Annotated in this window: 25 protein-coding genes; 10 read left to right on the top strand and 15 right to left on the bottom strand. The window is 68.4% G+C overall.

Translation table 11 applies throughout. From position 1 onward, the window contains the following. Positions 1-21: 21 nt before the first annotated feature. Positions 22-504 (bottom strand): hypothetical protein, encoded by a 483-nt coding sequence (locus ACWEQQ_RS02790; RefSeq protein WP_452338475.1) that lies wholly within the window; start codon positions 502-504, stop codon positions 22-24. Between the two features lie 127 nt (positions 505-631). Here ACWEQQ_RS02790 and ACWEQQ_RS02785 point away from each other — a divergent pair, with 127 nt between their 5' ends. Next, entirely contained in the window at positions 632-1255 is a 624-nt protein-coding gene (locus ACWEQQ_RS02785) for a PadR family transcriptional regulator (protein WP_452346912.1), read from the top strand. Positions 1256-1362: 107 nt separating this feature from the next. Here ACWEQQ_RS02785 and ACWEQQ_RS02780 read toward each other — a convergent pair whose 3' ends face one another. The 5 genes from ACWEQQ_RS02780 to sdhC form a co-directional block, all read right to left on the bottom strand. Continuing rightward, positions 1363-1848, bottom strand: coding sequence for a hypothetical protein (locus ACWEQQ_RS02780; RefSeq protein WP_452346911.1), 486 nt, complete (start codon positions 1846-1848; stop codon positions 1363-1365). Between the two features lie 206 nt (positions 1849-2054). Continuing rightward, complete coding sequence (locus ACWEQQ_RS02775) at positions 2055-2822, bottom strand: succinate dehydrogenase iron-sulfur subunit (RefSeq protein WP_356997219.1); 768 nt, start codon at positions 2820-2822, stop codon at positions 2055-2057. Further along, positions 2822-4573 (bottom strand): succinate dehydrogenase flavoprotein subunit, encoded by a 1752-nt coding sequence (sdhA, locus tag ACWEQQ_RS02770; protein ID WP_452347081.1) that lies wholly within the window; start codon positions 4571-4573, stop codon positions 2822-2824. The genes ACWEQQ_RS02775 and sdhA overlap by 1 nt, the downstream gene beginning before the upstream one ends. A 33-nt stretch (positions 4574-4606) precedes the next feature. Then, entirely contained in the window at positions 4607-5038 is a 432-nt protein-coding gene (locus tag ACWEQQ_RS02765) for a succinate dehydrogenase hydrophobic membrane anchor subunit (protein ID WP_452338478.1), read from the bottom strand. An 8-nt stretch (positions 5039-5046) separates the two neighbouring features. Continuing rightward, positions 5047-5439: a succinate dehydrogenase, cytochrome b556 subunit gene (gene sdhC, locus ACWEQQ_RS02760; protein WP_452338479.1), complete on the bottom strand. Its 393-nt coding sequence runs from the start codon at positions 5437-5439 to the stop codon at positions 5047-5049. A 301-nt stretch (positions 5440-5740) separates the two neighbouring features. On the opposite strand from sdhC, the gene ACWEQQ_RS02755 reads away from it, so the two are divergent. The 4 genes from ACWEQQ_RS02755 to ACWEQQ_RS02740 all read left to right on the top strand — a co-directional run bounded on the left by ACWEQQ_RS02755 (position 5741) and on the right by ACWEQQ_RS02740 (position 9121). After that, on the top strand, positions 5741-6142 hold the full coding sequence (locus ACWEQQ_RS02755) for a cytidine deaminase (protein WP_452338480.1): 402 nt from the start codon (positions 5741-5743) through the stop codon (positions 6140-6142). Between the two features lie 91 nt (positions 6143-6233). Then, positions 6234-7526: a thymidine phosphorylase gene (locus ACWEQQ_RS02750; protein WP_452346910.1), complete on the top strand. Its 1293-nt coding sequence runs from the start codon at positions 6234-6236 to the stop codon at positions 7524-7526. A gap of 19 nt (positions 7527-7545) precedes the next feature. Continuing rightward, positions 7546-7899, top strand: coding sequence for an excalibur calcium-binding domain-containing protein (locus ACWEQQ_RS02745; RefSeq protein WP_452346909.1), 354 nt, complete (start codon positions 7546-7548; stop codon positions 7897-7899). Between the two features lie 130 nt (positions 7900-8029). Beyond that, the gene (locus tag ACWEQQ_RS02740) at positions 8030-9121 is read left to right on the top strand and encodes an adenosine deaminase (RefSeq protein WP_452338483.1); all 1092 of its coding nucleotides are present in this window, start codon (positions 8030-8032) and stop codon (positions 9119-9121) included. 84 nt (positions 9122-9205) lie between these two features. On the opposite strand, the gene ACWEQQ_RS02735 is transcribed toward ACWEQQ_RS02740, so the two are convergent. The 5 genes from ACWEQQ_RS02735 to ACWEQQ_RS02715 form a co-directional block, all read right to left on the bottom strand. Continuing rightward, positions 9206-10450: a primosomal protein gene (locus ACWEQQ_RS02735; protein ID WP_452346908.1), complete on the bottom strand. Its 1245-nt coding sequence runs from the start codon at positions 10448-10450 to the stop codon at positions 9206-9208. A gap of 33 nt (positions 10451-10483) precedes the next feature. Then, a complete protein-coding gene (locus tag ACWEQQ_RS02730; RefSeq protein WP_452346907.1) occupies positions 10484-10807 on the bottom strand; it encodes a YbaB/EbfC family nucleoid-associated protein in 324 nt (107 codons plus the stop codon). A gap of 8 nt (positions 10808-10815) precedes the next feature. Next, on the bottom strand, positions 10816-11157 hold the full coding sequence (locus ACWEQQ_RS02725) for a hypothetical protein (RefSeq protein ID WP_452346906.1): 342 nt from the start codon (positions 11155-11157) through the stop codon (positions 10816-10818). 61 nt (positions 11158-11218) lie between these two features. Beyond that, on the bottom strand, positions 11219-12379 hold the full coding sequence (locus ACWEQQ_RS02720; RefSeq protein WP_452346905.1) for an NlpC/P60 family protein: 1161 nt from the start codon (positions 12377-12379) through the stop codon (positions 11219-11221). Between the two features lie 94 nt (positions 12380-12473). Beyond that, the gene (locus tag ACWEQQ_RS02715) at positions 12474-12797 is read right to left on the bottom strand and encodes a type VII secretion target (RefSeq protein ID WP_452346904.1); all 324 of its coding nucleotides are present in this window, start codon (positions 12795-12797) and stop codon (positions 12474-12476) included. 139 nt (positions 12798-12936) lie between these two features. Here ACWEQQ_RS02715 and upp point away from each other — a divergent pair, with 139 nt between their 5' ends. Beyond that, a complete protein-coding gene (upp, locus tag ACWEQQ_RS02710; RefSeq protein WP_452346903.1) occupies positions 12937-13560 on the top strand; it encodes a uracil phosphoribosyltransferase in 624 nt (207 codons plus the stop codon). A 13-nt stretch (positions 13561-13573) separates the two neighbouring features. On the opposite strand, the gene ACWEQQ_RS02705 is transcribed toward upp, so the two are convergent. Together ACWEQQ_RS02705 and ACWEQQ_RS02700 are read right to left on the bottom strand one after the other, a co-directional pair. Beyond that, the gene (locus ACWEQQ_RS02705; RefSeq protein WP_452346902.1) at positions 13574-15124 is read right to left on the bottom strand and encodes a phospho-sugar mutase; all 1551 of its coding nucleotides are present in this window, start codon (positions 15122-15124) and stop codon (positions 13574-13576) included. Positions 15125-15134: 10 nt separating this feature from the next. Further along, positions 15135-15938: a purine-nucleoside phosphorylase gene (locus tag ACWEQQ_RS02700; RefSeq protein ID WP_379394875.1), complete on the bottom strand. Its 804-nt coding sequence runs from the start codon at positions 15936-15938 to the stop codon at positions 15135-15137. A 258-nt stretch (positions 15939-16196) separates the two neighbouring features. On the opposite strand from ACWEQQ_RS02700, the gene ACWEQQ_RS02695 reads away from it, so the two are divergent. From ACWEQQ_RS02695 to ACWEQQ_RS02685, 3 genes are all read left to right on the top strand, one after another. Continuing rightward, on the top strand, positions 16197-16901 hold the full coding sequence (locus ACWEQQ_RS02695) for an enoyl-CoA hydratase/isomerase family protein (RefSeq protein ID WP_452338491.1): 705 nt from the start codon (positions 16197-16199) through the stop codon (positions 16899-16901). A 265-nt stretch (positions 16902-17166) separates the two neighbouring features. After that, positions 17167-18354, top strand: coding sequence for a M20 family metallopeptidase (locus ACWEQQ_RS02690; protein WP_379394972.1), 1188 nt, complete (start codon positions 17167-17169; stop codon positions 18352-18354). A 137-nt stretch (positions 18355-18491) separates the two neighbouring features. Continuing rightward, positions 18492-19610 carry a M20 family metallopeptidase gene (locus ACWEQQ_RS02685; RefSeq protein WP_452338530.1) on the top strand — a complete coding sequence of 373 codons (1119 nt, stop codon included), beginning with the start codon at positions 18492-18494 and terminating at the stop codon, positions 19608-19610. An 81-nt stretch (positions 19611-19691) separates the two neighbouring features. On the opposite strand, the gene ACWEQQ_RS02680 is transcribed toward ACWEQQ_RS02685, so the two are convergent. Both ACWEQQ_RS02680 and ACWEQQ_RS02675 read right to left on the bottom strand, forming a co-directional pair. After that, on the bottom strand, positions 19692-20105 hold the full coding sequence (locus tag ACWEQQ_RS02680) for a PPOX class F420-dependent oxidoreductase (RefSeq protein ID WP_379381939.1): 414 nt from the start codon (positions 20103-20105) through the stop codon (positions 19692-19694). A 117-nt stretch (positions 20106-20222) separates the two neighbouring features. Beyond that, the gene (locus ACWEQQ_RS02675; RefSeq protein ID WP_356997244.1) at positions 20223-20702 is read right to left on the bottom strand and encodes a gamma-glutamylcyclotransferase; all 480 of its coding nucleotides are present in this window, start codon (positions 20700-20702) and stop codon (positions 20223-20225) included. Between the two features lie 303 nt (positions 20703-21005). Between ACWEQQ_RS02675 and ACWEQQ_RS02670 the strand changes: the two genes are divergently transcribed. Further along, on the top strand, positions 21006-22409 hold the full coding sequence (locus ACWEQQ_RS02670) for an NAD(P)H-quinone dehydrogenase (protein ID WP_452346901.1): 1404 nt from the start codon (positions 21006-21008) through the stop codon (positions 22407-22409). The last annotated feature ends 179 nt before the right edge of the window (positions 22410-22588 follow it).

Genomic DNA, 22588 nt, shown 5'->3' with positions numbered 1-22588 from the left:
GGGCCCGCCGGGAGGCGGTGATCAGCGCGGCGCGTTGGCCGGGTCGAGCAGGGTCGGGGTGCGGCCCTCACGGTGCGCCTGCTTGGCGTCCTCGAAGAACTCGCGGCTGAACAGGGCCGACAGCACCGCGATACCGCCGCGGTGGATGCGGAACTCGCTCTTGGTGCTGGAACCGGTGAGCCGGATGACGCGGCCGGCGGCGTCCTGCGGGCGGGCCATGTCCTTGACCCGGCCGCGACCGGTCCAGGCCAGCTCGGTCTGGTCGATGACCGCGTCCTCGGGGACCAGCAGCTTGACCATGGCGTGGTCGAGGTCGGCGTGCACCACGATCTCCTGCTCGCCCTCGATCCAGGGCGAGCGCAGGTCGATGACGACGCTGCCGTAGCGGGCCTTCACCTCGAACGAGGAGGAGTGGGTCCAGTCGCCCAGGTGCTTGGTGGTGGCGTGGTCGGTGTGGATCTTGACGGTGTCGGCGCCGGAGTTGGTGGTGTCGATGGCGTTCATGGCCCTGTCCTCTCGGAGGTGGTGGTGCTGGTCGGGTTCGCCTGCTCCTCAATAGTGGCACATAAACTAGTTACTTTGCAACTAGTTCTTCGAAACTAGTTTTTGGGCACCTAGTAGAATGGACGGCATGACAGCATCGACGCAGGCCACGCAGTTCAAGCGGTCGCCCCTGGCCATGGCGGTGCTCGGCATCCTGCACCTGGAGCCGATGCACCCCTACGCCATCCAGCGCCGCATCAAGGAGTGGGGCAAGGACAAGGTCGTGAACGTGGGGCAGCGCGCGCAGCTCTACAAGACGATCGCGCGCCTGCAGGAGGCCGGGCTGGTGGCCGTGCGCGAGACGGGGCGCGATCAGCAGTACCCGGAGCGCACCGTCTACGAGATCACCGACGCGGGCCGGACCTCGTGCATCGCCTGGATCAACGAGATGGTCAGCACGCCACGCAACGAATTCCCGGAATTCCCTGCGGCACTGTCGTTTCTGATGTTGCTCACCCCCGCCGCCGCACGCGCCGAACTCGAGAAGCGGGCCGTCGCCCGGCGTGCCGACCTGGAGGCGATCGACGCGGGCATGGCGCAGGCCGGGCAGTTCGGGCTGCCGCGCATCACCATGCTCGAGGACGAATACCAGCGGGCGCTCATCGCCGCCGAATCGCACTGGCTGGAAGGCGTTCTCGCCGACCTCGCCGATGGCAGCCTGACCTGGTCGTGGGAGTCGCTGGCGCGCTTCCAGGATCAGACCACGGTGTAGGCAGCGCGGCACCGCACGCGAACGGCGCTGGCCCGCAACAGGACAAGGCCGCCCGCATCCGTAAGATGCGGGCGGCCTCGATATTTCGGACGGCTGCGGCCGATGGATCAGAAGAAGCCGTCGTCGTTGTTGTAGTCGTCGCCGTTGTAGTCGCCACGGCCGGCGTCGTCGAATCCGCGTTCATAGGCGCGCTCTTCGTCGCGCTCGTCATCGTCGGACATCATCTCGCCGATCAGCATGCCGCCCACCAGACCGGCCGCACCCGCCCCGATCATGGCGCCGGTGCTGTGGCCCTGGCGCGGCGGCGGGGGAGCGTACCCCGGCTGCGGGGCATACCCCGGCTGGGGCGGATACCCGGGTTGCGGCGGATATCCCGGCTGTGCGGGGTAACCGGGCGGCGGATAGCCGGGCTGCGGCGGATACCCCGGCTGCGGATAACCCTGCTGCATCGGCTGATAGAACGGCGGCTGCGTGGTCTGGATACGCTGCGCACAGAATTGGCAGACCTCGACGGTACGGGCTACCCCCCACTGCGGCTGCCACGTCACTTGCATGGCGGCCGGGCCGTGAGCCGGGTCGAAGAAGCAGATCACAGGACGTTCCTCTACGTGCGCGCCCGGCCGCGACCGGACTTGGTGCCTTCGCAAGGAAAACGCCCGACCCCGCCACCCCGGTTCCCGTGTCCTTCGTCTCACAGGAAAGGCCGCCCGCATCGGAAGATGCGGGCGGCCTTCGAGTTTCGCCCCGGACTCCGGGGTTTCAGGGGTTCACCCCTGAGGGTCCGGGGAGTGGGTAATCCTCACCGCGTGAACAGGAGGGCGCGCTTGACCTCCTGGATCGCCTTCGTGACCTCGATGCCACGGGGGCAGGCGTCGGTGCAGTTGAAGGTGGTGCGGCAGCGCCACACACCCTCGACATCGTTGAGGATGTCGAGGCGCTCGCGGGCGCCCTCGTCACGGCTGTCGAAGATGAAGCGGTGCGCGTTCACGATCGCGGCCGGGCCGAAGTAGCTGCCGTCGCTCCAGTACACGGGGCAGGAGGTGGTGCAGCAGGCGCACAGGATGCACTTGGTGGTGTCGTCGAAGCGGGCGCGGTCGTGCTGGGACTGGATGCGCTCGAACGTCGGCTCGTTGCCACGGGTGATCAGGTACGGCTTGACGGCCTTGAAGGCGTCGAAGAACGGCTCCATGTCCACCACGAGGTCCTTCTCCACGGGCAGGCCGCGGATCGGCTCGACGGTGACCGTCAGCTCCTTGCCGCCCTTGGGCAGCATGTCCTTCATGAGGATCTTGCACGCCAGGCGGTTGACGCCGTTGATCCGCATGGCATCCGAGCCACACACGCCGTGCGCGCAGGAGCGGCGGAAGGTGAGCGTGCCGTCCAGGTAGGACTTGATGTAGATCAGCACGTTCAGGAACCGGTCGGTCGGCAGCACCGGAACCTTGAACTCGTCCCAGTGCTGGCCCTTCCCGTCCTCCGGGTTGAAGCGGGCGATCTTGACCGTGATCATGGTCGACCCGTCCGGCACCGGAGCCGGCTTCTGCGGCGTTTCAGCGACAGCAGTCATCAGTACTTACGCTCCATCGGCTCGTAGCGGGTCTGCACCACCGGCTTGTAGTCCAGGCGGATGTCGGAGATGAGCTCCGGGCTGGTCTTGTAGGCCATGGTGTGCCGCATGAAGTTGACGTCGTCGCGGTCCGGGTAGTCCTCGCGCGCGTGGCCGCCGCGGGACTCCTTGCGGTTCACCGCACCTGCCACGGTCACCTCGGCCAGCTCCAGCAGGAAGCCCAGCTCGACGGCCTCGAGCAGATCGCTGTTGTAGCGACGGCCCTTGTCCTGCACGGTGATCCGCGAGTAGCGCTCCTTGAAGACCTGGATCTCCTCGAGCATGGACTTGAGGCTCTCCTCGGTGCGGTACACACCGGCCTTGTCGTCCATGGAGTTCTGCAGCTCGGTGCGGATGTCGGCGACGCGCTCGTTGCCGTGGTCGCTGAGCAGGCCGGCCAGCCAGTCCTGCACCATCTGCGCGGGGTCCTCCGGCATGTCCACGAACTCGGCACGCGCGGCGTACTCGGCGGCGGCGATACCCGCGCGCCGGCCGAACACGTTGATGTCCAGCAGCGAGTTGGTGCCCAGACGATTGGCGCCGTGCACGGACACACACGCGCACTCGCCCGCGGCGTACAGGCCGGGAACGATGTCGGTGTTGTTGCGCAGCACCTCGCCGCGGATGCGGGTCGGGATGCCACCCATCACGTAGTGACAGGTCGGCATGACCGGCACCGGCTCCTTGACCGGGTCCACGCCCAGGTAGGTGCGGGCGAACTCGGTGATGTCGGGCAGCTTCTCCTCGAGCACGTCCTCACCGAGGTGGGTCACGTCGATGAGCACGTAGTCCTTGTTCGGGCCGGCGCCGCGGCCTTCTCGGACCTCGAGCACCATGGAGCGCGCGACGATGTCACGCGGGGCCAGGTCCTTGATGGTCGGCGCGTAGCGCTCCATGAAGCGCTCACCGGAGGCATTACGGAGAATGCCGCCCTCACCACGCACGGCCTCCGAGATCAGGATGCCCAGGCCCGCGAGGCCTGTCGGGTGGAACTGGTGGAACTCCATGTCCTCCAGCGGAAGTCCCTTGCGGAACACGATCGCCATGCCGTCACCGGTGAGGGTGTGGGCATTGGAGGTGGTCTTGTACATGCGGCCCGAACCACCGGTGGCGAAGATGATCGCCTTGGCGTGGAACACGTGCAGCTCACCGGTGGCCAGCTCGTAGGCGACCACGCCGGTGGCGACGGGGCCACGGTCGGTGTCGGTGAGGATCAGGTCCAGCACGTAGAACTCGTTGTAGAACTCCACGTCGTGCTTGACGCAGTTCTGGTAGAGCGTCTGCAGGATCATGTGGCCCGTGCGGTCGGCGGCGTAGCACGCGCGGCGCACCGGCGCCTTGCCGTGGTCACGGGTGTGGCCGCCGAAGCGACGCTGGTCGATCTTGCCCTCGGGCGTGCGGTTGAACGGCAGACCCATCTTCTCCAGGTCGAGCACGGCGTCGATGGCCTCCTTGGCCATGATCTCCGCGGCGTCCTGGTCGACCAGGTAGTCACCACCCTTGACGGTGTCGAAGGTGTGCCACTCCCAGTTGTCCTCTTCGACATTCGCGAGCGCGGCGCACATACCGCCCTGCGCCGCACCGGTGTGCGAGCGGGTCGGGTAGAGCTTGGTCAGTACGGCGGTGCGGACCCGAGGACCGGCCTCGATCGCCGCACGCATTCCAGCGCCACCGGCACCGACGATCACGACGTCGTAGCGGTGCTCCTGAATCGGTCGGGATTCACTCATCGAGGTGGCCTGTTCCTAACTGATATTGGGGTCGAAGGTGAAGATCACGTAGGTGCCGGTGACCATGACCAGGATCATGGACACGACCAGCAGCGTCTTCAGCCAGAAGCGGGTGGAGTCCTTGCGCGCGTAGTCGTCGATGACGGTGCGCAGGCCGTTGCCGCCGTGTAGCTGGGCCAGCCACAGCATGGCGAGGTCCCAGATCTGCCAGAACGGCGAGGCCCAGCGGCCGGCGACGAACGCGAAGTTCAGGCGGTGCACGCCGCCGTCGAGCATCAGCATGATCGTCATGTGGCCGATGACCAGCACGACCAGCAGCAGGCCGGAGGCACGCATGAACAGCCAGGCGTACTTCTCGAAGTTGTTGCCGCCGACGCGACGGGGGGCGCGCGGAGCGTCGAGGGAGGCGGGGCGGTCGTAAGACTTGCCGAGAACGGGTGCGGTCATGTCGGCTCTCAATTCGTCAGCAGGTAGAAGAACTGGCGGCCGACGCCGGCGCCGGCGACGACGATCCAGATCGCCAGCACGACCCAGAGCATCTGCCGCTGATAACGCGGGCCCTGTGACCAGAAGTCGACCAGGATGATGCGGATGCCGTTGAACGCATGGAACAGCACGCAAACAACGAGAGCCATCTCCATCAGGGCGACGACGGGGTTCTTGTAGGTCTCGATCGCGTGGTCGTAGGTGTCCGGGCTGACTCGCACCAACGCGGTATCGAGGACGTGGACGAACAGGAAGAAGAAGATCGTCACGCCGGTGATGCGGTGCAGAGCCCAGGACCACATGCCGGGGTCGCCTCGGTACAGGGTCCGCTTCGGCTTGGCCGGAGCTTCTAGCGTGGTCATAGAGTGCGGTGCCTCCAACGTCGTTGATGGACCCGGTCAGAATCCGGCGCGGAGCCTTCGGACTGTCGAAACCACCTGCTCACGAGCGGAATCAAACGTCCGGTGGCAGTGCTGCAGGCCCGCTTCGGGTACCTGAACCGATCTGTCGTGAACTCTAAACCCAGCTGTGAAGGGGAACTAATTCGGCGTGCCGCTCGTTGGGCCAAATTGTTGTGAGTTAGGTTTGCCTTTCCTGATTTTTGCGACCAGGCGGAACGCCTATCACGCGGGTGCTGCCACGTCCATGGGAGGATGGTCCGAAATGTCGGATATTGACTGGAAGACCCTGCGTGGCAAGGCTTTTGAAGTCATGCAAGAGGCTTATGCCCCTTACTCTCGATTCCCCGTCGGGGCCGCGGCTCTCACCGCCGATGATCGCGTGGTGAGCGGCTGCAATGTGGAAAATATCTCATACGGTTTGGGCCTCTGCGCCGAATGTGTACTGGTCGGTAACTTGATTTCAACCGGAGGCGGGCGACTCCGGGCGGTCTCGGTCTGTGACTCCCGGGGCGCCGTGCTCATGCCCTGCGGACGCTGCCGGCAGATCCTGCTCGAACACGGCGGCGGCGAGTTGCTGGTCGATCACCACGGCGGCCCTGTCACCCTGAACGCCTTGCTGCCGGACTCCTTCGGCCCCGGCGACCTCGCCGCCGGACAACTCTGACCCTCGGTGCTCGAGGGCTATAACCGCTGATCGCCGTGGCGCGCCCGGGAATCCGTGCACATCGGGCCGGGCGCATGCCAGGGTGGAGGGTGTGAGTGTGCACTCGGCGGTGGACGTGATTCGGGCCAAGCGTGACGGCGGTGAACTCACCGACGCGCAGATCGATTGGGTGGTGGACGCGTTCACGCGCGGAGAGGTGGCCGACGAGCAGATGTCGGCGCTGGCCATGGCCATCGTGTGGCGCGGCATGACGCGGCGCGAGACCGCGCGCTGGACCCGGGCCATGATCGACACCGGGAAGCGATTGGACTTCACCGATCTGGGCCGCCCGACCGTCGACAAGCACTCCACCGGCGGGGTGGGGGACAAGATCACGCTGCCGCTGTCGCCGCTGGTCGCGGCGTGCGGGGCCGCCGTGCCCCAGCTGTCCGGGCGCGGATTGGGCCACACCGGAGGCACTCTCGACAAGCTGGAGGCCATTCCCGGCTGGCAGGCCGACATTCCGGTGGACCGCATGCGGAAGCTGCTGTCGGATCCCGCCGTCGGTGCCGTGGTGTGCGCCGCCGGGGCCGACCTCGCGCCCGCCGACAAACGGCTCTACGCGCTGCGTGATGTGACCGGGACCGTGGAATCCATCCCCCTGATCGCCAGCTCCATCATGAGCAAGAAGATCGCCGAGGGCACCGGGGCACTGGTGCTGGACGTGAAGGTCGGGCGCGGGGCCTTCCTGAAACAGCTGGACCAGGCGCGCGAACTCGCCACCGCCATGGTCGAACTCGGCACCGACGCGGGCGTGCGGACGGTGGCGCTGCTCACCGCCATGGACACCCCGCTCGGCCATACCGCCGGAAACGCCCTGGAGGTCTGCGAATCCCTGGACGTGCTGGCGGGCGGCGGCCCCGCCGATGTCGTCGACCTCACCCTCGCTCTGGCACGGGAGATGCTGGCGCAGGCCGGCATCACCGACATCGACCCGGCCGACGCCCTCGCCGACGGCCGGGCCATGGACCAGTGGCGAGACATCGTGCGCGCCCAGGGCGGCGACCCGGACGCGCCGCTGCCGCAGGCCCGCCACACCGAAACCCTGCGCGCCGACGGCGGGGGCACGTTGACCCGCCTCGACGCCCTCGATGTCGGGCTGGCCGCGTGGCGGCTGGGCGCGGGCCGGGCCCGGCAGGGTGACCCGGTGCAGGCCGGGGCGGGTATCGAAATGCATGCCAAGCCAGGCGATTCCATTGTTCCGGGGCAGCCGCTGCTGACCCTGCACACCGATACTCCGGAGGCGTTCCCGGTCGCGCTCGAGATCCTGCGCGGCGCGTACACGATCTCCGAGACCGAGGCGGTGGACCAGCAGCCGCTGATTCTGGGCCGCATCACCGCCTGACCCGGCCTAGCCTGGAATTGTGAAGCACAGAACCGATTTCCGAGGCCGGGCCGCGGCGGCGGCCGCGCTGGGCGTGTTCGGCCTCGTCGCGCCGCTGGGCGCGGTGCTGCCCGCCGCGTGGTCGCCGACGCCGGTCGCGCAGGCCTCGCCCGCGGACAATATTCCATCCGATTCCTCCGGAGACCATCAGCCGAACTCGCTCTCGCGTGGCGATGTCACGCCGCCCTCGACCGAGAAGAAGGCCAAACCGTCACCCGTCTACACCAGCTGTGAACAGGTGTGGGCGCAGGGCGGGGGCCCGATCTACCTGGGCCAGCCCGGGTATTCGGTGCTGCTCGATCCGGACGGGACCGGCGTCGCCTGCTCCCGCTAGGTGCTCGCCGGTGCCCGATAGGTGAAGGATTCGTACTGGTCAGCAACGTGACGGCAACGACATGCCGAACTGTGGGGTGAGTCCGGTCAACCGTCCTGCCGCGGCACGGGAATGCGGCTAACGTTGCTACATGACTGGACCGATGCCCCTCACTCTTGCTTCGATCCGCCAGGCTCCGAAGGCGGTCCTGCACGATCACCTCGATGGCGGGTTGCGGCCCGCGACCGTGCTGGAGCTGGCTCGCGCCTGCGGCTATGACCAGTTACCGGCAGGCGATGCCGCCGCGCTGGCGGACTGGTTCCGGGACGCGGCCGACAGCGGCTCGCTCGAGCGCTATCTGGAGACCTTCGCGCATACCGTCGCCGTCATGCAGACCCCGGAGGGCCTGCGCCGGGTGGCCCGCGAATGTGCCGAGGATCTCGCCGCCGACGGCGTCGTCTACGCCGAGGTGCGGTTCGCGCCCGAGCAGCACCTCGAGGCCGGGCTCACCCTCGACGAGGTGGTCGAGCACACCATCGCCGGATTCCGCGAGGGCGAGGCCCTGGCAGCGGCCGCCGGCACCCCGATCACCGTGGTCTGCCTGCTCACCGCCATGCGGCACGCGGCCCGCTCTCGCGAGATCGCCGAGCTCACCGTGCGCTGGCGCGACCGCGGCGTCGGCGGCTTCGATATCGCGGGCGCGGAGGCGGGCTATCCGCCCAGCCGCCACCTGGACGCCTTCGATTACATGCGGGCCAACCTGGCGCACTTCACGATTCACGCGGGCGAGGCCTTCGGGCTGCCGTCCATTCACGAGGCCGTCGCGTTCTGCGGCTGTGAGCGCCTCGGCCACGGTGTGCGCATCACCGACGACATCACCGATTCGGCCGACGGTCCCGAGCTCGGCGTGGTCGCGAACTATGTGCGGGACATGCGAATCCCGCTCGAACTGTGTCCGTCCTCCAATGTGCAGACCGGCGCGGTGCCCTCGCTCGACAAGCACCCCTTCGATCTGCTGGCCCGCCTGCGCTTCCGCGTGACGGTCAATACCGACAACCGGTTGATGAGCGACACGACCATGAGCAAGGAGATGCTCAAGCTGTCGGAGACCTTCGGCTACGGCTGGAGCGATCTGGAACGCTTCACCATCAATGCCATGAAGTCGGCGTTCATCCCGTTCCCGGACCGCCTGCGCCTGATCGACGAGGTGATCAAGCCGGGCTACGCGGTGCTGCTGGGATAGGGATACCACAGTGTTGCCGGAATAGGTTGTCCCGCAAAGCAATTCGGGCCGCACCCGGAGGTGCGGCCCGAATCGCAGCTCCGATCAGCCCTTCTGCAGGCGTCCCTCGAAGGCCGACTCCAGGACCTTCCAGGCATCCGCTTCCGCCGCGAACGGCGGATTCGGGGCCATCCGGGTCGGGTCGGGGTTGAGCAGGTAGGAGACGTACCAGCCCAGCGGGGTGGACACGGCCAGGGCCGCTTCGACCGAGTCGTCCTCGGCGTAATCGGCTGCGTCGGTGAACAATTCGACGGCCAGGTCGAGCTGGTCGGTGTCCACGGACTTGGGGCCGGCCGCCAGATCCTCGGACAGGCCGGGCAGGACGTAGACGTTCTCCTCGTCGACCTCGACATCGAGGGAGCCGTCCACGGCGGCGGTCTGCACCTCGCCGTAGGTGCTCACCCGGGCCAGGTCGTGGTCGTGGTCGTCGGCCAGGTAGCGGGCCAGGGCGCGCTCGGAACCGAAGACCGTGATGGTGCCGTCCTTGCCCAGGAAGATGGGCTCGTCGTCGACGTAACAGCGCAGGGTGAAGACGGTGCCGTCGGAGGTGACGATCTTGACCGGGTCGATGCCGACCTCGTGCCAGAACGAGAGCTCCTCGTCCTCTTCGTCGTCCTCGTCCAGGTCGACGGCCTCGATCTCGTCGTCATCGCTCTCGGCCGCGTCCTCGGCGTCGACGATGTTCTCCTGCGCCGCAAGCAGTTCCGCCTCGGCGACCGAGACCGCGTCGGCGTCCACCTCCGGAATCGTCACCACCGAGTCGATGGCGTCGATGACCGCTTCCCAATCCTTGGCGATGGCCGCGCCGATCTGGTCCCACAGTTCCTCGCCCTCGCGCCCGGCGAAAGCGCCGACGCCGCCGGCCAGTGCGCCCAGCACCGGGTGCGAGCCGAAGAACTTGGTGACGGTGTCGAGTTCGCACACGTCGCCGATATTGCGGACCATCTCGAGGGTCTCCTCGAGCTCGGAGACCACCTCCGGATCGGGGTCGTCCGCGGCCAGTTCGGGCACGCCGACCAGATCGAAGACGTACTGCTCCTCCGGCTCCAGTTCGGCCGCCGACAATCCGGCGATGATCTTCCAGGCCGGATGATCCACCAGATCGTTGTCGGAGTTGGTGCGAATGAACGCGGCCAGCTCCGCGACGGACTCGAATCCGTACAGGTCTTCCTCGTGACCGAGGAACGCCTGCCACTCATCGTCACCGTCTCGCCAGCGGGGTGCCCAGAGGGTGACAAGATCGCCTTTGGTCAGGCCGAGCGCGATCGGGACGATGTCTCCAGAAGCCATGACCGGAAGCCTATCCAGTCGCCGCGTCAGGCACTATCCGGGCCGCCCCCCAACATTTCTGGAGGCGTCTCCGCCGGACAGTGAGTCGTTCAATCGGGCAATGATTCGGGAGCGCCGCGCGGTCGCCTCGGCGGCCGCCCGCTGGCACGTCCAGAGGATCAGCCGCGACACCTCGGCGGGAGCGCGCGAGGTCACCGACTCGGCCAGCCACAGCCCGGTCAGCGCGCCGTCGCCATCGACCTCGGCGGTCACCGCACCGTCCTCGGACGTGCAGCGGCCACTTATCCGGGACAGCCCGCGCAGCGTGGCCTCGAGTGCTTCCAGCTTGTCGTCGACGCCCTTGACCAGTGCGTCCATTTCGGCGCTCATCGGTTCCGCAGCCAACTGGTCTGTCCGGCATCGGCGTCGTCGAGCCGGTCCAGCTCGTCCACCGCGGCCTGCCGGGTGGGCAGGCCCAGCCGGTCCAGCATCGCCTCCGGGACGCCGGCCTCGGCCAGCTGTTCGCGCCGCCGCGCCCGGGCCACGATCGCCGAGCACCGGGTGAGCCGCAGCATCTCGGCGGCGAGAGCCGGTGCGCCGTACCGGTATTCAGCGCGCTCGAACCGGATCTCCACCGGCATGCCCTGATCGGTGGCGCGCACCGACACCGTGCCGGATCCATTGGTGGCCGCGGCGACGGTCACCGCCGGAACCTGTGGTCGCGTCATCCTGTCTCCCTTCGAAACGCCTGTTCGTGGCCCGAATGCCATAGCTGTGGACCGGTAGTACCTAGGCGGTGGGCCGGTAGAAACCGAGGAACCGCATCCCGCTGTTCTCGGTCCGGATCGGCCCGATCCGAACCGGATCGCCCGCCTCCACCAATTGCCCGTTCCCGATCACCATCGCAACGTGGCCGTCCCACACCGCAAGATCACCGGGCATCAAGTCCCCTGGACCGACCCGCTGGTGCCCGTACCCCTGCTCCTGCGCCAGCCGCGGCAGCGAGACACCCGCCTGCGCATAGGCCCACTGGGTCAGACCGCTGCAATCCATCCCTGCCCCGGGCGTCTCCCCACCCCACACATACGGTGTCCCCACCGCACTCAACGCATTCCGAACCGCATCCGCCGCCTGCTGATTCGGCGCTTCGACGGTGCTCCCATCCGGCAGCGTCACCCGCACCCCACCCCCTTGCGGCCGCGTAACCGTCGAATCATGGCCGCGATCGGGCGTCTTCGGCGTCGTCACCGACGCCGGGCCGGTGTGCGGGCCGCCCGGCGAGAGCCCGGACCCGAGCAGCGTGTCCCCGGCCGCCGCGACCGCGCCCCCGGCGGCCGCGAGGCTCGCCCCGGCCTGCGGCGCCACACTGTCCACCGGCACGCTCGCCGCCGGTACGACCATCGCATCGCCCGGTCCGGACGACTCGGGTGTCACCTGGCCGGGCGCCGGGACGGGTAGCGCCAACTCCGCCATGAGCGCAGTCTCCGAAGCCAGTTCGGCCCGCACCCGCTCGACCACCCGCATGGCCTGCCCGATGTGATCGATCGCCGACTCCACCAGGGCCGCGACCCCACCCGCGGTGAACCCGGCCGCACCCATCGCCTCGACCTCCACCGTGAACGAACGCAGAATCTCCTCCACCTCCCGCCGCCCGGCGGCGACCTCCGCATCCGCCCGCTCCACGATCGCCGCCATGGCCCGCCCCCGCTCGGACGCCATGGCGGCCGAGGTCTGCACCCGCAGCGCCTCGTCCACCGCCGCATCACCGGCCCGCCCCCGCCACGCGTCGGACATCCGGTCGACACTCGCCCGGCTCTCGGTGCGAACCCGCTCCACAGCAGCCGACGTCTCCCGCAGCACCTCGGCGGCCCCGCCGGACCCGGACCCGAAGCTGCGCAGCAACTCGACGATCGGCTCCGCCAGCGCCCCGACCGCCGGCTCCCCGCTCATCCGCCCACTCCCGCCCGAGTCCTCCCGCACCGCAATCCTTTTCGATCCACCCCGCCGCGCTGCCTTGCCGCCCAGCGGATCTCGGGTGCGGCTGTCACGCGCTCGACTCCGCGCCGGCGGCGCCCAGCGTCGCGGCGTACGCGCTGTCGTGGCCGGTGTAGGCGGCCGTGGCGGTGGCGGTGGCGGCGCTCATGGCGGCGAGGGCCGTCGAGACCTCGTCGAGAGTGGTCACGTGGGTGCCGTGCGCCGCGGCGTAGGCGGTGAGGAAGTCGGCGCCGATGAGGCCGAAGGCGGGCACGAGTAGTTCGGGGGCGGCGGTGGCGGCATGCGCGGCGGCGGCCGCGAGATCTGCGCCGAGGACGGTGGTGGTCGTCGCGTAGGAGGTGAGGCCGTCGGGATGGATCGAGAGGCGGTGCATGAATGCCCCCTTCATGCGGGTCGCGGGATGGATGTGTGCTGCACGGGGTTGGACGCGGGGCGGGGCCGGGCGGTTCCCGGGGCGGAAGAATTCCGGTGGGCGGGGATCGCGGACGGCGGTGCTGACCTATGGTTTTCGTATGCGCACACTCGTCGTGGACCATCCGCTCGCTGCCGCTTTGCTGACCACCATGCGAGATGCCCGGACGACCAATCCGACATTCCGGGCCGCGCTCCGGGACCTGACCGGGATTCTGGTCTATGAGGCCATGCGAGACGCCTCGGTGGAGCGATTCCCGATCGTCACGCCGGTGGCCGCGGCGGAGGGGACGCGGCTGAATGCTCCGCCATTGCTGGTTCCGGTGCTGCGCGCGGGGCTGGGCATGGTGGAGACCGCGGAGAACCTGATCCCGGACGCCCGGATCGGGTTCGTGGGCCTGGCCCGCGACGAGGAGACGCATCAGCCGACCCCGTACATGGAGTCGCTACCCGACGATCTGTCCGGCACCCCGGTCATGGTGCTCGACCCCATGCTCGCCACCGGCGGCTCCATGGTCTACACCCTGGACCTGCTGGCTACCCGCAATGCTCACGACATCACCGTGCTGTGCGTGGTCGCCGCGCCGGAAGGCATTGCCGCCCTGGAGAAGTCGGGTCATCCCGTGCGCCTGGTCACCGCCTCGGTGGACCGCGGCCTCAACTCCGACGCCTATATCGTCCCCGGTCTCGGCGACGCCGGCGATCGCCAATTCGGCCCGCGCTGAACCGCTTCCGGGCTCAGAGCTTCTCGCAGAACATCCGGATCTCGGAGAGCCGCTGCGCCGCAGCGGCCTTGGCTTCGGCGAGACCGTCCCGATCGGCCACGGGCACGACCGTCTCCAGATAGCACTTGAGCTTCGGCTCGGTACCGGACGGCCGGATCACCACGCGTAGTGTCGGGCCCTCGAAAACCAGTGCGTCGGTACGCATCTGCCCGCGCAGCCGCGCCATATCGGTGCAGCTCACCGCTTCCCCGGCGATCTCGGTCGGTGGCATCTCACGCAGCCGGGCCACCACGGCCGCAGCCTCGCTCACATCCGGCAGTCGCAGCGACACCTGATCCCCGGCGTGCACACCGAATTCGACCGCGAAGTCGTCGAGGACGTCGAACAGCGTTCGCCCTTCCGCCTTCACCTGTGCCACCAGATCCGCCGCGACGACCGCCGCGGAGATACCGTCCTTGTCGCGCACCGCGGCCGGGTCCACGCAGTGGCCGATCGCCTCCTCGTACGCGTACACCAGGCCCGCACCCGCGCGGGCCAGCCACTTGAACCCGGTCAGCGTCTCCGCGTACCGTGCCCCGCGCGCCGGAGCCAGCTTGCTCAACAGCCGCGACGACACGATGGTCGTGGCCACCAGGGAGTCCGGCGCGGCCGTCCGCAGCACGAAATCGCCCAGCAGCACCCCGGTTTCGTCGCCCCGCAGCATCCGCCACCCGTGCGGTCCCCGCACCCCGAGCGCGCACCGATCCGCATCCGGATCGAGCGCGATGGCGATATCCGCGTCCAGTCGTTCGGCCAGCCCCAGCAGCAGATCAGCCGCGCCCGGCTCCTCGGGATTCGGAAACGCGACCGTCGGAAAATCCGGATCCGGCGCGAATTGCTCGGTGACCACCAGCACGTCGCCGAACCCCGCACCCCGGAGCGCGGCCACCGCCAACTCCCCGCCGACCCCGTGCATGGCGGTCAGCGCGATTCGAATCTCACTGCGCCGCCGGGTCGCGGCCTCGCCGCCGATCAGGCTGGGCAGCAGGGTGACTCGGGCCAGATAGCGGCGGACGATCTCCTCGCCCAACTCTTCGGCGGGAGTGCCCGCGGGTAGTCCGAGAATGCTCGGGTCCGGGGCCGCAGGTGCGGTGCGGGGGATATGCCCGGTGACGGCGTCGATGCAGCGCTCGATCTCGGCGTCGGCCGGTGGGATGAGCTGGGAGCCGCCGTCGAGGTAGACCTTGTAGCCGTTGTCGGTGGCGGGGTTGTGGGAGGCGGTTATCTGTACTCCGGCAACGGCTTTCAGTTCGCGGACCGCGAAGGCCACCACCGGTGTGGGCAGCGGGCGGGGGAGTGTCAGCACCGAGAAACCGGCCGCCGCAAAGACTTCCGCCGTCGCGGCGGCGAATTCGGCGGAGCCGTGCCGGGCGTCGCGACCCACGATCACCAGTCCGCCGCCCAGGCAGCGGTCGCGCAGCCAGGCGGCGATCCCGGCGGAAGCCCGCGAGACGGTGTCCACGTTCATGCCGTCCGGGCCGTCCTGGAGCGGACCGCGCAGCCCGGCGGTTCCGAAGCGCAGCATCCCCGCGCGCCTAGAGGCGTTCCAGCACGCCGCGCAGCAGTTTGCCCAATCGCGGTGCGGCGGCGTGGCCTTCGGCCAGCACCTCGGCGTGCGAGAGGTGCGCGCCGGTGACCCCGGCGGCCAGGTTGGTGACCAGCGAGATGCCGAGCACCTTGGCCCCGCCCTCGCGGCAGGCGATGGCCTCCAGCACGGTGGACATGCCGACCAGGTCCGCGCCCATGGTGCGCAGCATGCGGATCTCGGCGGGGGTCTCGTACTGCGGCCCGGTCAGGCCCGCGTACACGCCCTCGGTCAGGCCGGGCTCGATTTCCTTTGCCAGCGCCCGCAATTCGGGATCCCAGGCGTCGACCAGGTCGACGAAGTTCGCGCCCTCGATGGGGGTGCGCCCGGTCAGGTTGATGTGGTCGGAGATGAGTACCGCCTCGCCGACCGACAGCCCGTCACGAATCCCGCCCGCGGCATTGGTGAGCAGCACGGTCTGCGCGCCGGCGGCCAGTGCGGTGCGCACATTGTGCACGACCTGGCCGGGCGCGTGGCCCTCGTAGAGATGCTGGCGGCCCATGAGCAGCAGCACCGGCGCGTCACCGACCGTGACGGAATGAATGGTGCCCTGGTGCCCCTGGGCGGTGGGCGATCCGAATCCCGGCACCTCGGCCATCGGAATGGAGGCGGCCGGTTCGCCGATCTCGGCGGCAGCTTCCTGCCAGCCGGACCCCAGCACCACGGCAATCCGGTGCTGCTGCACTCCCGTTCGTTGCGCAATGGCTTCGGCGGCTAGTTCGGAAACCCCGCCCATGGCCTTCTCGGCTAGCATGTCGCCCACCCTAGTACCAGGTGATCTCGTACGCCCCGGGTGTGTCCCCGACCTGCCTTTTTCATCCCCTTTGTCGGAACCGCCTCCCCGCAATTTCTGCGCCCGGCTCGGGTGCCGCCGGCAGTCGTGCCGGCGGTCGGGTGCCGACCCGATTTCGGACGTACCCGATGAATTACCCCGATCCTCGCGAAATCAGTCGTCGCGTCGGCATAAATACCCGTCGGTAGGTATCTGCCCCGCCCCCGCTACGCTGCACGCATGCCGTACTTGAAGCGTGATGGGGATGTGTTCGTGCTGTACCTCGGGACCGAGGGACAGGCCATCGACAACGAGAACCGCTTCCACCCCGACTGGATCACCGAGGTCCACGCGCTGCTCGACGAGGTCGAGGCGTCCGAGGGCCCGGCCGCCCTGGTGGTCACCGCCGACGGCAAGTTCTTCTCCAACGGCCTCGACACCGACTGGCTGTTCGGCAACTTCGACAAGAACTGCTGGTACCTCGACCGCGTGCACTCGCTCTACAGCCGCCTGCTGGCCTTCGGCCTGCCCACGGTCGCCGCGGTGAACGGCCACGCCTTCGGCGCCGGCGCCATGCTCGCCACCTCCTGCGACTTCCGGATCATGCGCGCCGACCGCGGCTTCTGGTGCCTGCCCGAGGTGCACCTGGGTATGCCGTTCACCGTCGCCATGAACGCGCTGCTGACCAATCGCCTGGTCAATCAGGTCGCGGTGGAGGCCATGACCACCGGCCGCCGCTACGCCGCCGATGACGCCATCGCCGCGGGCATCGTGGACGCCAAGGCGGATGCGGATGTGTTGCTGGCCACCGCGGTCGCGCGGGCCGACATGCTCAAGGGCAACCGCAAGCCGAACCTGCCGGTCATCAAGCGCGCGCTGCACCAGCAGGCGCTGGCCGGGCTGGCCGTGGAGACGACCCCGGAGAACCTGGCCTTCAATCCGTAAAGGTCCGTTCCGTCCGCTGTGCAGGGGTTCGAGGGCTCGCCCTCGAACCCCTGATTGCTGAGCGTGCCGCGATGATTTCTGCGTGTCCCGCACTCTGCCGGAGATTTTCCGGCTTACCTGCTGCGACAGAGTTGCGCGGCAGTGCGAGACTGTTGGGATGTCACCATCGCGCAACGGCGATGACCGGAGATCCTGCGTACCGATCGGTCGGCACGACTCGTCTGTGCCGTCCTCGAATGCTGCCGTGGCATCGGCGGATCCGGCCCTGCTCGCCGCGGCCGACGCGGCCGTCGCCGGGTACCGCGATCAGCTGATCGCACTCTCCCACGACATTCATGCGGAACCCGAGCTGGCCTTCGAGGAATTCCGCAGTGTCGCAAAGACAATCGAGCCGTTGCGGGAACGCGGATTTCGCATCGAATCGGGCGTGGCGGAACTGCCGACCGCATTCACCGCCGAATACGGTAGCGGAGACCTGGTAGTCGGCATTTGTGCCGAATATGACGCCCTCCCCGAAATCGGCCACGCCTGCGGCCACAACATCATCGCCGCCGCCGGGGTCGGCGCGGCGCTGGGCCTGGCCGCGGTCGCCGACGCCTGCGGCATCACGGTGAAGGTGCTGGGCACGCCCGCCGAGGAGTCCGGCGGCGGCAAGGTGCTCATGCTCGAGCGCGGTGTCTTCGACGATGTCGCCATGGTCATGATGGTGCACCCGGGCCCGGAGGATATCGCCGGTGCACATTCGCTGGCCCTCGCCGATTTGTCGGTGGTTTTCCACGGCCGGGAATCGCATGCCAGCGCCGCGCCGCAGTACGGGCGAAACGCCCTCGATGCCGTGACCGTCGCGCAAGTTGCTCTAGGTTTGCTACGACAACATCTCCTGCCCGGACAACAACTCCACGGTATAGTCGGATCGGGCGGCGTCGCCCCGAATATCGTGCCCGGACACGCGGAACTGCTGTATTACCTACGTGCGGTCGACTCCGCGACCCTCGATGATCTGATGCAACGAGCATCAGCATGTTTCGAGGCAGGTGCCCTGGCGACCGGGTGCACACACGAAATCCGGAAGCTTGCGCCGACATACACCGAGCTCACTCCCGATAGCGCACTGCTGTGCGCCTATCGCGAGCAGATCACCGCACTCGGCCGCGAGCCGATCGCCCCGGAATTCGAGGCGGCACGGCCGCTGGGCAGCACCGATATGGGCAATGTCACCAATGTCATCGCCGGTATCCACCCGGTCATCGGCATCGATGCAGGCGGTGCGGTGACCCACCAGCCCGCGTTCGCGGCTGCCGCCGTGAACGCGTCGGCCGATCGCGCCGTCCTGGACGGGGCAACGGCACTGGCTCGCACCGCGATACACATCGCAGGCGACAAATTGCACAGGGACAGGTTGTCGGAACGAGTCATACAACGGCAGTTTCAGCGACAGGAGGACATTCGGTGAGCACAACCGGCCGGTCCGCGGCGCGCGTCAACGGACCACTGGCGGCGTCGTGCGTGAACAACACGCAGACGCCGGCCGGCGCCGCGACGGAATCGGCGACCGGGCACGAGGTAGTGGAGTCGTGGCTCGCGGAGCACATGGACGACCTCACGACGTGGCGTCGCCATATCCACGCCAACCCGGAGCTGTCCCGGACCGAGTTCGGTACCACCGAATTCGTGGAGTCATGGCTGGTCAAGGCCGGGCTCGAGCCGCGCACGCTGCCGAGCGGCACCGGCCTGATCTGTGACATCGGCCCCGACGGCCCGCGCATCGGCCTGCGCGCCGACATGGACGCGCTGCCGCTGCAGGAGTACACCGGGCTGCCGTTCGCCTCCACCGTGCCGGGCGTCTCACACGCCTGCGGGCACGACGCGCACACCGCGATCCTGCTCGGCACCGCGCTGGCGCTGGCCGAGATCGAGGACCTGCCGGTCGGCGTGCGGCTGGTCTTCCAGCACGCCGAGGAGGTCATGCCCGGCGGCGCCATCGACATGGTCGCCGCGGGCGCCATGGAGGACGTCTCGCGCATGTTCGCGCTGCACTGCGACCCGCGGCTGGAGGTGGGCCGGGTCGGCATCCGGGTCGGTCCGATCACCTCCGCCGCCGACACCGTGGAGCTGGTGCTGGACTCGCCCGGCGGCCACACCTCCCGCCCGCACCTGACCAGCGACCTGGTCTACGCCATCGGCACGGTCATCACCGGCCTGCCCGGCCTGCTCTCCCGCCGCATCGACCCGCGCACCAGCACGGTCATGGTGTGGGGCGCGGTGTCGGCGGGCAAGGCGCCCAATGCGATTCCGCAGACCGGCATGCTCACCGGCACCGTCCGCACCGGCGATCACGCCACCTGGTCGCTGCTCGAGCCCATGGTCCGCGAGATCGTCGAGGGCCTGCTGGCACCCACCGGCGTCCGCTACCAGCTCAACTACAAGCGCGGCGTGCCGCCGGTGGTCAACGACGAGCAGGCCGTGCGCATGTTCGAGGACGCCATCCGCGGTCTCGACCCCGACGCCCTCGCCGACACCCCGCAGTCCGGCGGCGGCGAGGACTTCTCCTGGTATCTGGAGGAGGTTCCCGGCGCCATGGCCCGGCTCGGCGTCTGGTCCGGTCAGGGCGAGCAACTCGACCTGCACCAGGCCACCTTCGACCTCGACGAGCGCGCCCTCGCCGCCGGAGTCCGGGTCTTCACCAACATCGTGCTGAACGCCGGCTGACCAGAGACAACGAGGCCGGGCCGCACTGAAAAGTGCGGCCCGGCTTCACGTTTCGGGGAATTGCTTCGCCTTGCGGCGGAATTACTTCACCTTGCCGGCGATGTCGCCCCAGGCGTGCCAGCGGTCGATCTCGATCCAGGCGGAGACGCGCTTCTGGTCGCGGACGGCGTAGTCGCTGCCGATGTAGTGCTGGGCGATGCGGTCGATGACCGAGGAGTCGGGGTCGTTCTCCAGGGAGACGATGCGGCCCTGGATGCTGACGTGGCTGTACCAGTTGTCGCCGTCGAGAACGGTGAGGCTGATGCGGGGATCCTCGCGCAGGTAGTCCAGGCGCTTACGGAAGTCGGCCAGGTTCACCAGGATTCGGCCGTTCTCGTACAGATACCAGGTGGCGACCGAAACCGGCTGGCCGTCCGGGCGATTCGAGGCGAAGATCGCCGGGTTGGGGCGGGACAGGAATTCGGCGATCGGGGCGGGTACGGGGGTGGCGGGCATCGGCTTCACTCTTTCGACGGTTCGGAGATCGTTTCCGGTTCCCGTAACAGCGGCGCCGCGCCGAATCTTCCGGCCCTGCCCCGCTGATCCGTCGGACTGCGTCCGATGCGCCGCGCGCTACGGCCCGAAGGTGCCGGGGCCGACGTTCTTGCTGTTGCGGGTGCGTAGCGCGTGCGTGTAATCGTTTGGCGCACCGGCCTTCTCGGCGGCGTCGGCGATGACGCCCAGGTAGCGCGCGGAGGGTAGCCCGCCCTCGTAGGCATCCAGGACGTACAACCACGCCAGTACCGGCTCGCTGCCGGTGCCCGCGTTCGGGGTGACGCGCAGGCGGATCTTCTTGTGGATGCCGAAGTCCGACCCCTCCCAGCGGTCGAGGCTCAGCTCGTCCTCACCGGGGACGTCGTAGAGCACCACGAAGACCCGTTGCCCGGCTTCTTCGACCACCGTCGCCAGCGGTCCCTCCCAGCCGATGTCGTCGCCGGCGAAGGTGAGTCGCCACCCCTCCAGCCAGCCGGTTCCGTACACCGGAGAGTGCGGACAGCGCTTGAGCATCTGCTCGGGATCCATGTTGGACCCATAGGCGGCGTAAATCGGCACCAGGAAAGCCTATCGAACAAACCCGGAAGACCATCCCCGATCCCGATCACAAGGCGGTTCGCGCGGGCCCGATCGATTGCCGCGGAATCGCCGGAAGCCGCGTTCGCCCCGCTCGATGCCGGTTCTGCCTGGGGTGACGGCGAGTTCGCGCGTCCGCCCGTCATGACACGCCGCCTCCCCGAATGGAATGCGCCACAGTGTGAAAATTGTCCGGAGACGCGGTTAAAGCTGTAGGTAGCTGCGGGGATAACGTTAGAGACCGGCACCGGAGATCCCGGGTGCCGACCTGAAAGCGGAGGAACAATGACCCGCATTGCGATCATCGGTGGCGGCCCCGCCGGATATGAAGCGGCGCTGGTGGCGGCACAGCACGGGGCGCCGGTCACGTTGATCGACAGTGACGGCATCGGCGGCGCCTGCGTGCTGTGGGACTGCGTGCCGTCCAAGACCTTCATCGCTTCCACCGGCGTGCGCACCGATCTGCGCCGCGCTCGTGACCTGGGCATCACCGTGCATCCCTCGCAGGCGCAGGTGCGCCTGGCCGAGGTGAACTCCCGCGTCAAGGCGCTCGCGCAGGCCCAGTCCTCCGATATCCGCGTCAAGCTGCAGACCGCCGGCGTGACCGTGCTGTCCGGCTACGGGGAACTCATCGACCAGGCCCCGGGTCTGGCCACCCACCTGGTCAAGGCCACCCTCGCCGACGGCCAGGAACGGGTCATCGAGGCCGAGGTGGTGCTCATCGCCACCGGCGCCAGCCCGCGCGTGCTGCCCGGCGCGGAGCCGGACGGCGAGCGAATCCTGAACTGGCGTCAGCTCTACGACCTCAAGGAGCTGCCCGAGACCCTGGTGGTCGTCGGTTCCGGTGTGACCGGCGCCGAATTCGTCTCCGCCTATACCGAGATGGGCGTGCAGGTGAAACTCGTCTCGAGCCGCGACCGCGTGCTGCCCGGCGAGGACGCCGACGCCGCCCTGGTGCTGGAGGATGCGCTGGCGGAGCGCGGTGTGGAGCTGGTCAAGCACGCCCGCGCCGACGCGGTGGAGCGCACCGCCGAGGGCATCGTGGTGAAGCTGTCCGACGGCCGCAATATCAGCGGCACCCACGCGCTGATGACCGTCGGTTCCATTCCGAACACCACCGGGCTGGGCCTGGAACGGCTCGGGATCGAGCTGGACAAGGGCGGATACCTGCGGGTGGACCGGGTTTCGCGGACCACCGCGCCCGGCGTCTACGCGGCCGGCGACTGCACCGGCCTGCTGCCGCTGGCATCGGTGGCCGCCATGCAGGGCCGCATCGCCATGTACCACGCGCTGGGTGAGGGCGTGCAGCCGATTCGCCTGAAGACCGTTGCCTCCGCCGTGTTCACGCGCCCGGAGATCGCGACCGTCGGCGTCTCGCAGACCGCCATCGACAATGGCGAGGTCCCGGCCCGTACGGTCATGCTGCCCCTGAACACCAACCCGCGCGCCAAGATGTCGGGCCTGCGACGGGGTTTCGTGAAGATCTTCTGCCGCCCCGCCACCGGCGTGGTGATCGGTGGTGTCGTCGTGGCCCCTATCGCCTCCGAACTGATCTTGCCGATCGCGCTGGCGGTGCAGAACAACCTCACGGTGAATGATCTGGCCCAGACGTTTTCGGTGTATCCGTCGCTCACCGGATCGGTCACCGAGGCCGCGCGTCAGCTCATGCGGCACGACGATCTGGACTAGCCGCAATACGTTTCGGACCCCTTTGTTACCGGCCCGTCTTGCTGCCTTGTCTCCCTTGTGATTAAGTTCGCGGCGGAAGCGATCGGCAGGGCGGTCGCGAGCGTTACGTACGGGGGGTTCTCAATTCCCCTCCGATGCGAGGCTCTTCGATGCCCGGAGCGATCGTGCCGCCGAGGGAC

This window comes from Nocardia sp. NPDC004123 (genome assembly GCF_053603795.1).
Note: the sequence above shows the minus strand (reverse complement) of the source record. Positions and strands in the feature narration are given on the sequence as shown.

Excerpts from the sequence above, each read along its gene's own strand:
- ACWEQQ_RS02740 (WP_452338483.1), top strand. The coding sequence starts at position 8,030 with ATGACTGGACCGATGCCCCTCACTCTTGCTTCGATCCGCCAGGCTCCG.
- ACWEQQ_RS02680 (WP_379381939.1), bottom strand. The coding sequence starts at position 20,105 with ATGCCCGCCACCCCCGTACCCGCCCCGATCGCCGAATTCCTGTCCCGC.
- ACWEQQ_RS02755 (WP_452338480.1), top strand. The coding sequence starts at position 5,741 with ATGTCGGATATTGACTGGAAGACCCTGCGTGGCAAGGCTTTTGAAGTC.
- ACWEQQ_RS02695 (WP_452338491.1), top strand. The coding sequence starts at position 16,197 with ATGCCGTACTTGAAGCGTGATGGGGATGTGTTCGTGCTGTACCTCGGG.
- ACWEQQ_RS02700 (WP_379394875.1), bottom strand. The coding sequence starts at position 15,938 with ATGCTAGCCGAGAAGGCCATGGGCGGGGTTTCCGAACTAGCCGCCGAA.
- ACWEQQ_RS02725 (WP_452346906.1), bottom strand. The coding sequence starts at position 11,157 with ATGACGCGACCACAGGTTCCGGCGGTGACCGTCGCCGCGGCCACCAAT.
- ACWEQQ_RS02790 (WP_452338475.1), bottom strand. The coding sequence starts at position 504 with ATGAACGCCATCGACACCACCAACTCCGGCGCCGACACCGTCAAGATC.
- ACWEQQ_RS02765 (WP_452338478.1), bottom strand. The coding sequence starts at position 5,038 with ATGACCGCACCCGTTCTCGGCAAGTCTTACGACCGCCCCGCCTCCCTC.
- upp (WP_452346903.1), top strand. The coding sequence starts at position 12,937 with ATGCGCACACTCGTCGTGGACCATCCGCTCGCTGCCGCTTTGCTGACC.
- ACWEQQ_RS02735 (WP_452346908.1), bottom strand. The coding sequence starts at position 10,450 with ATGGCTTCTGGAGACATCGTCCCGATCGCGCTCGGCCTGACCAAAGGC.
- ACWEQQ_RS02685 (WP_452338530.1), top strand. The coding sequence starts at position 18,492 with ATGGACGACCTCACGACGTGGCGTCGCCATATCCACGCCAACCCGGAG.
- ACWEQQ_RS02705 (WP_452346902.1), bottom strand. The coding sequence starts at position 15,124 with ATGCTGCGCTTCGGAACCGCCGGGCTGCGCGGTCCGCTCCAGGACGGC.
- sdhC (WP_452338479.1), bottom strand. The coding sequence starts at position 5,439 with ATGACCACGCTAGAAGCTCCGGCCAAGCCGAAGCGGACCCTGTACCGA.
- ACWEQQ_RS02730 (WP_452346907.1), bottom strand. The coding sequence starts at position 10,807 with ATGGACGCACTGGTCAAGGGCGTCGACGACAAGCTGGAAGCACTCGAG.
- ACWEQQ_RS02775 (WP_356997219.1), bottom strand. The coding sequence starts at position 2,822 with ATGACTGCTGTCGCTGAAACGCCGCAGAAGCCGGCTCCGGTGCCGGAC.
- ACWEQQ_RS02670 (WP_452346901.1), top strand. The coding sequence starts at position 21,006 with ATGACCCGCATTGCGATCATCGGTGGCGGCCCCGCCGGATATGAAGCG.
- ACWEQQ_RS02715 (WP_452346904.1), bottom strand. The coding sequence starts at position 12,797 with ATGCACCGCCTCTCGATCCATCCCGACGGCCTCACCTCCTACGCGACG.
- ACWEQQ_RS02785 (WP_452346912.1), top strand. The coding sequence starts at position 632 with ATGACAGCATCGACGCAGGCCACGCAGTTCAAGCGGTCGCCCCTGGCC.
- ACWEQQ_RS02720 (WP_452346905.1), bottom strand. The coding sequence starts at position 12,379 with ATGAGCGGGGAGCCGGCGGTCGGGGCGCTGGCGGAGCCGATCGTCGAG.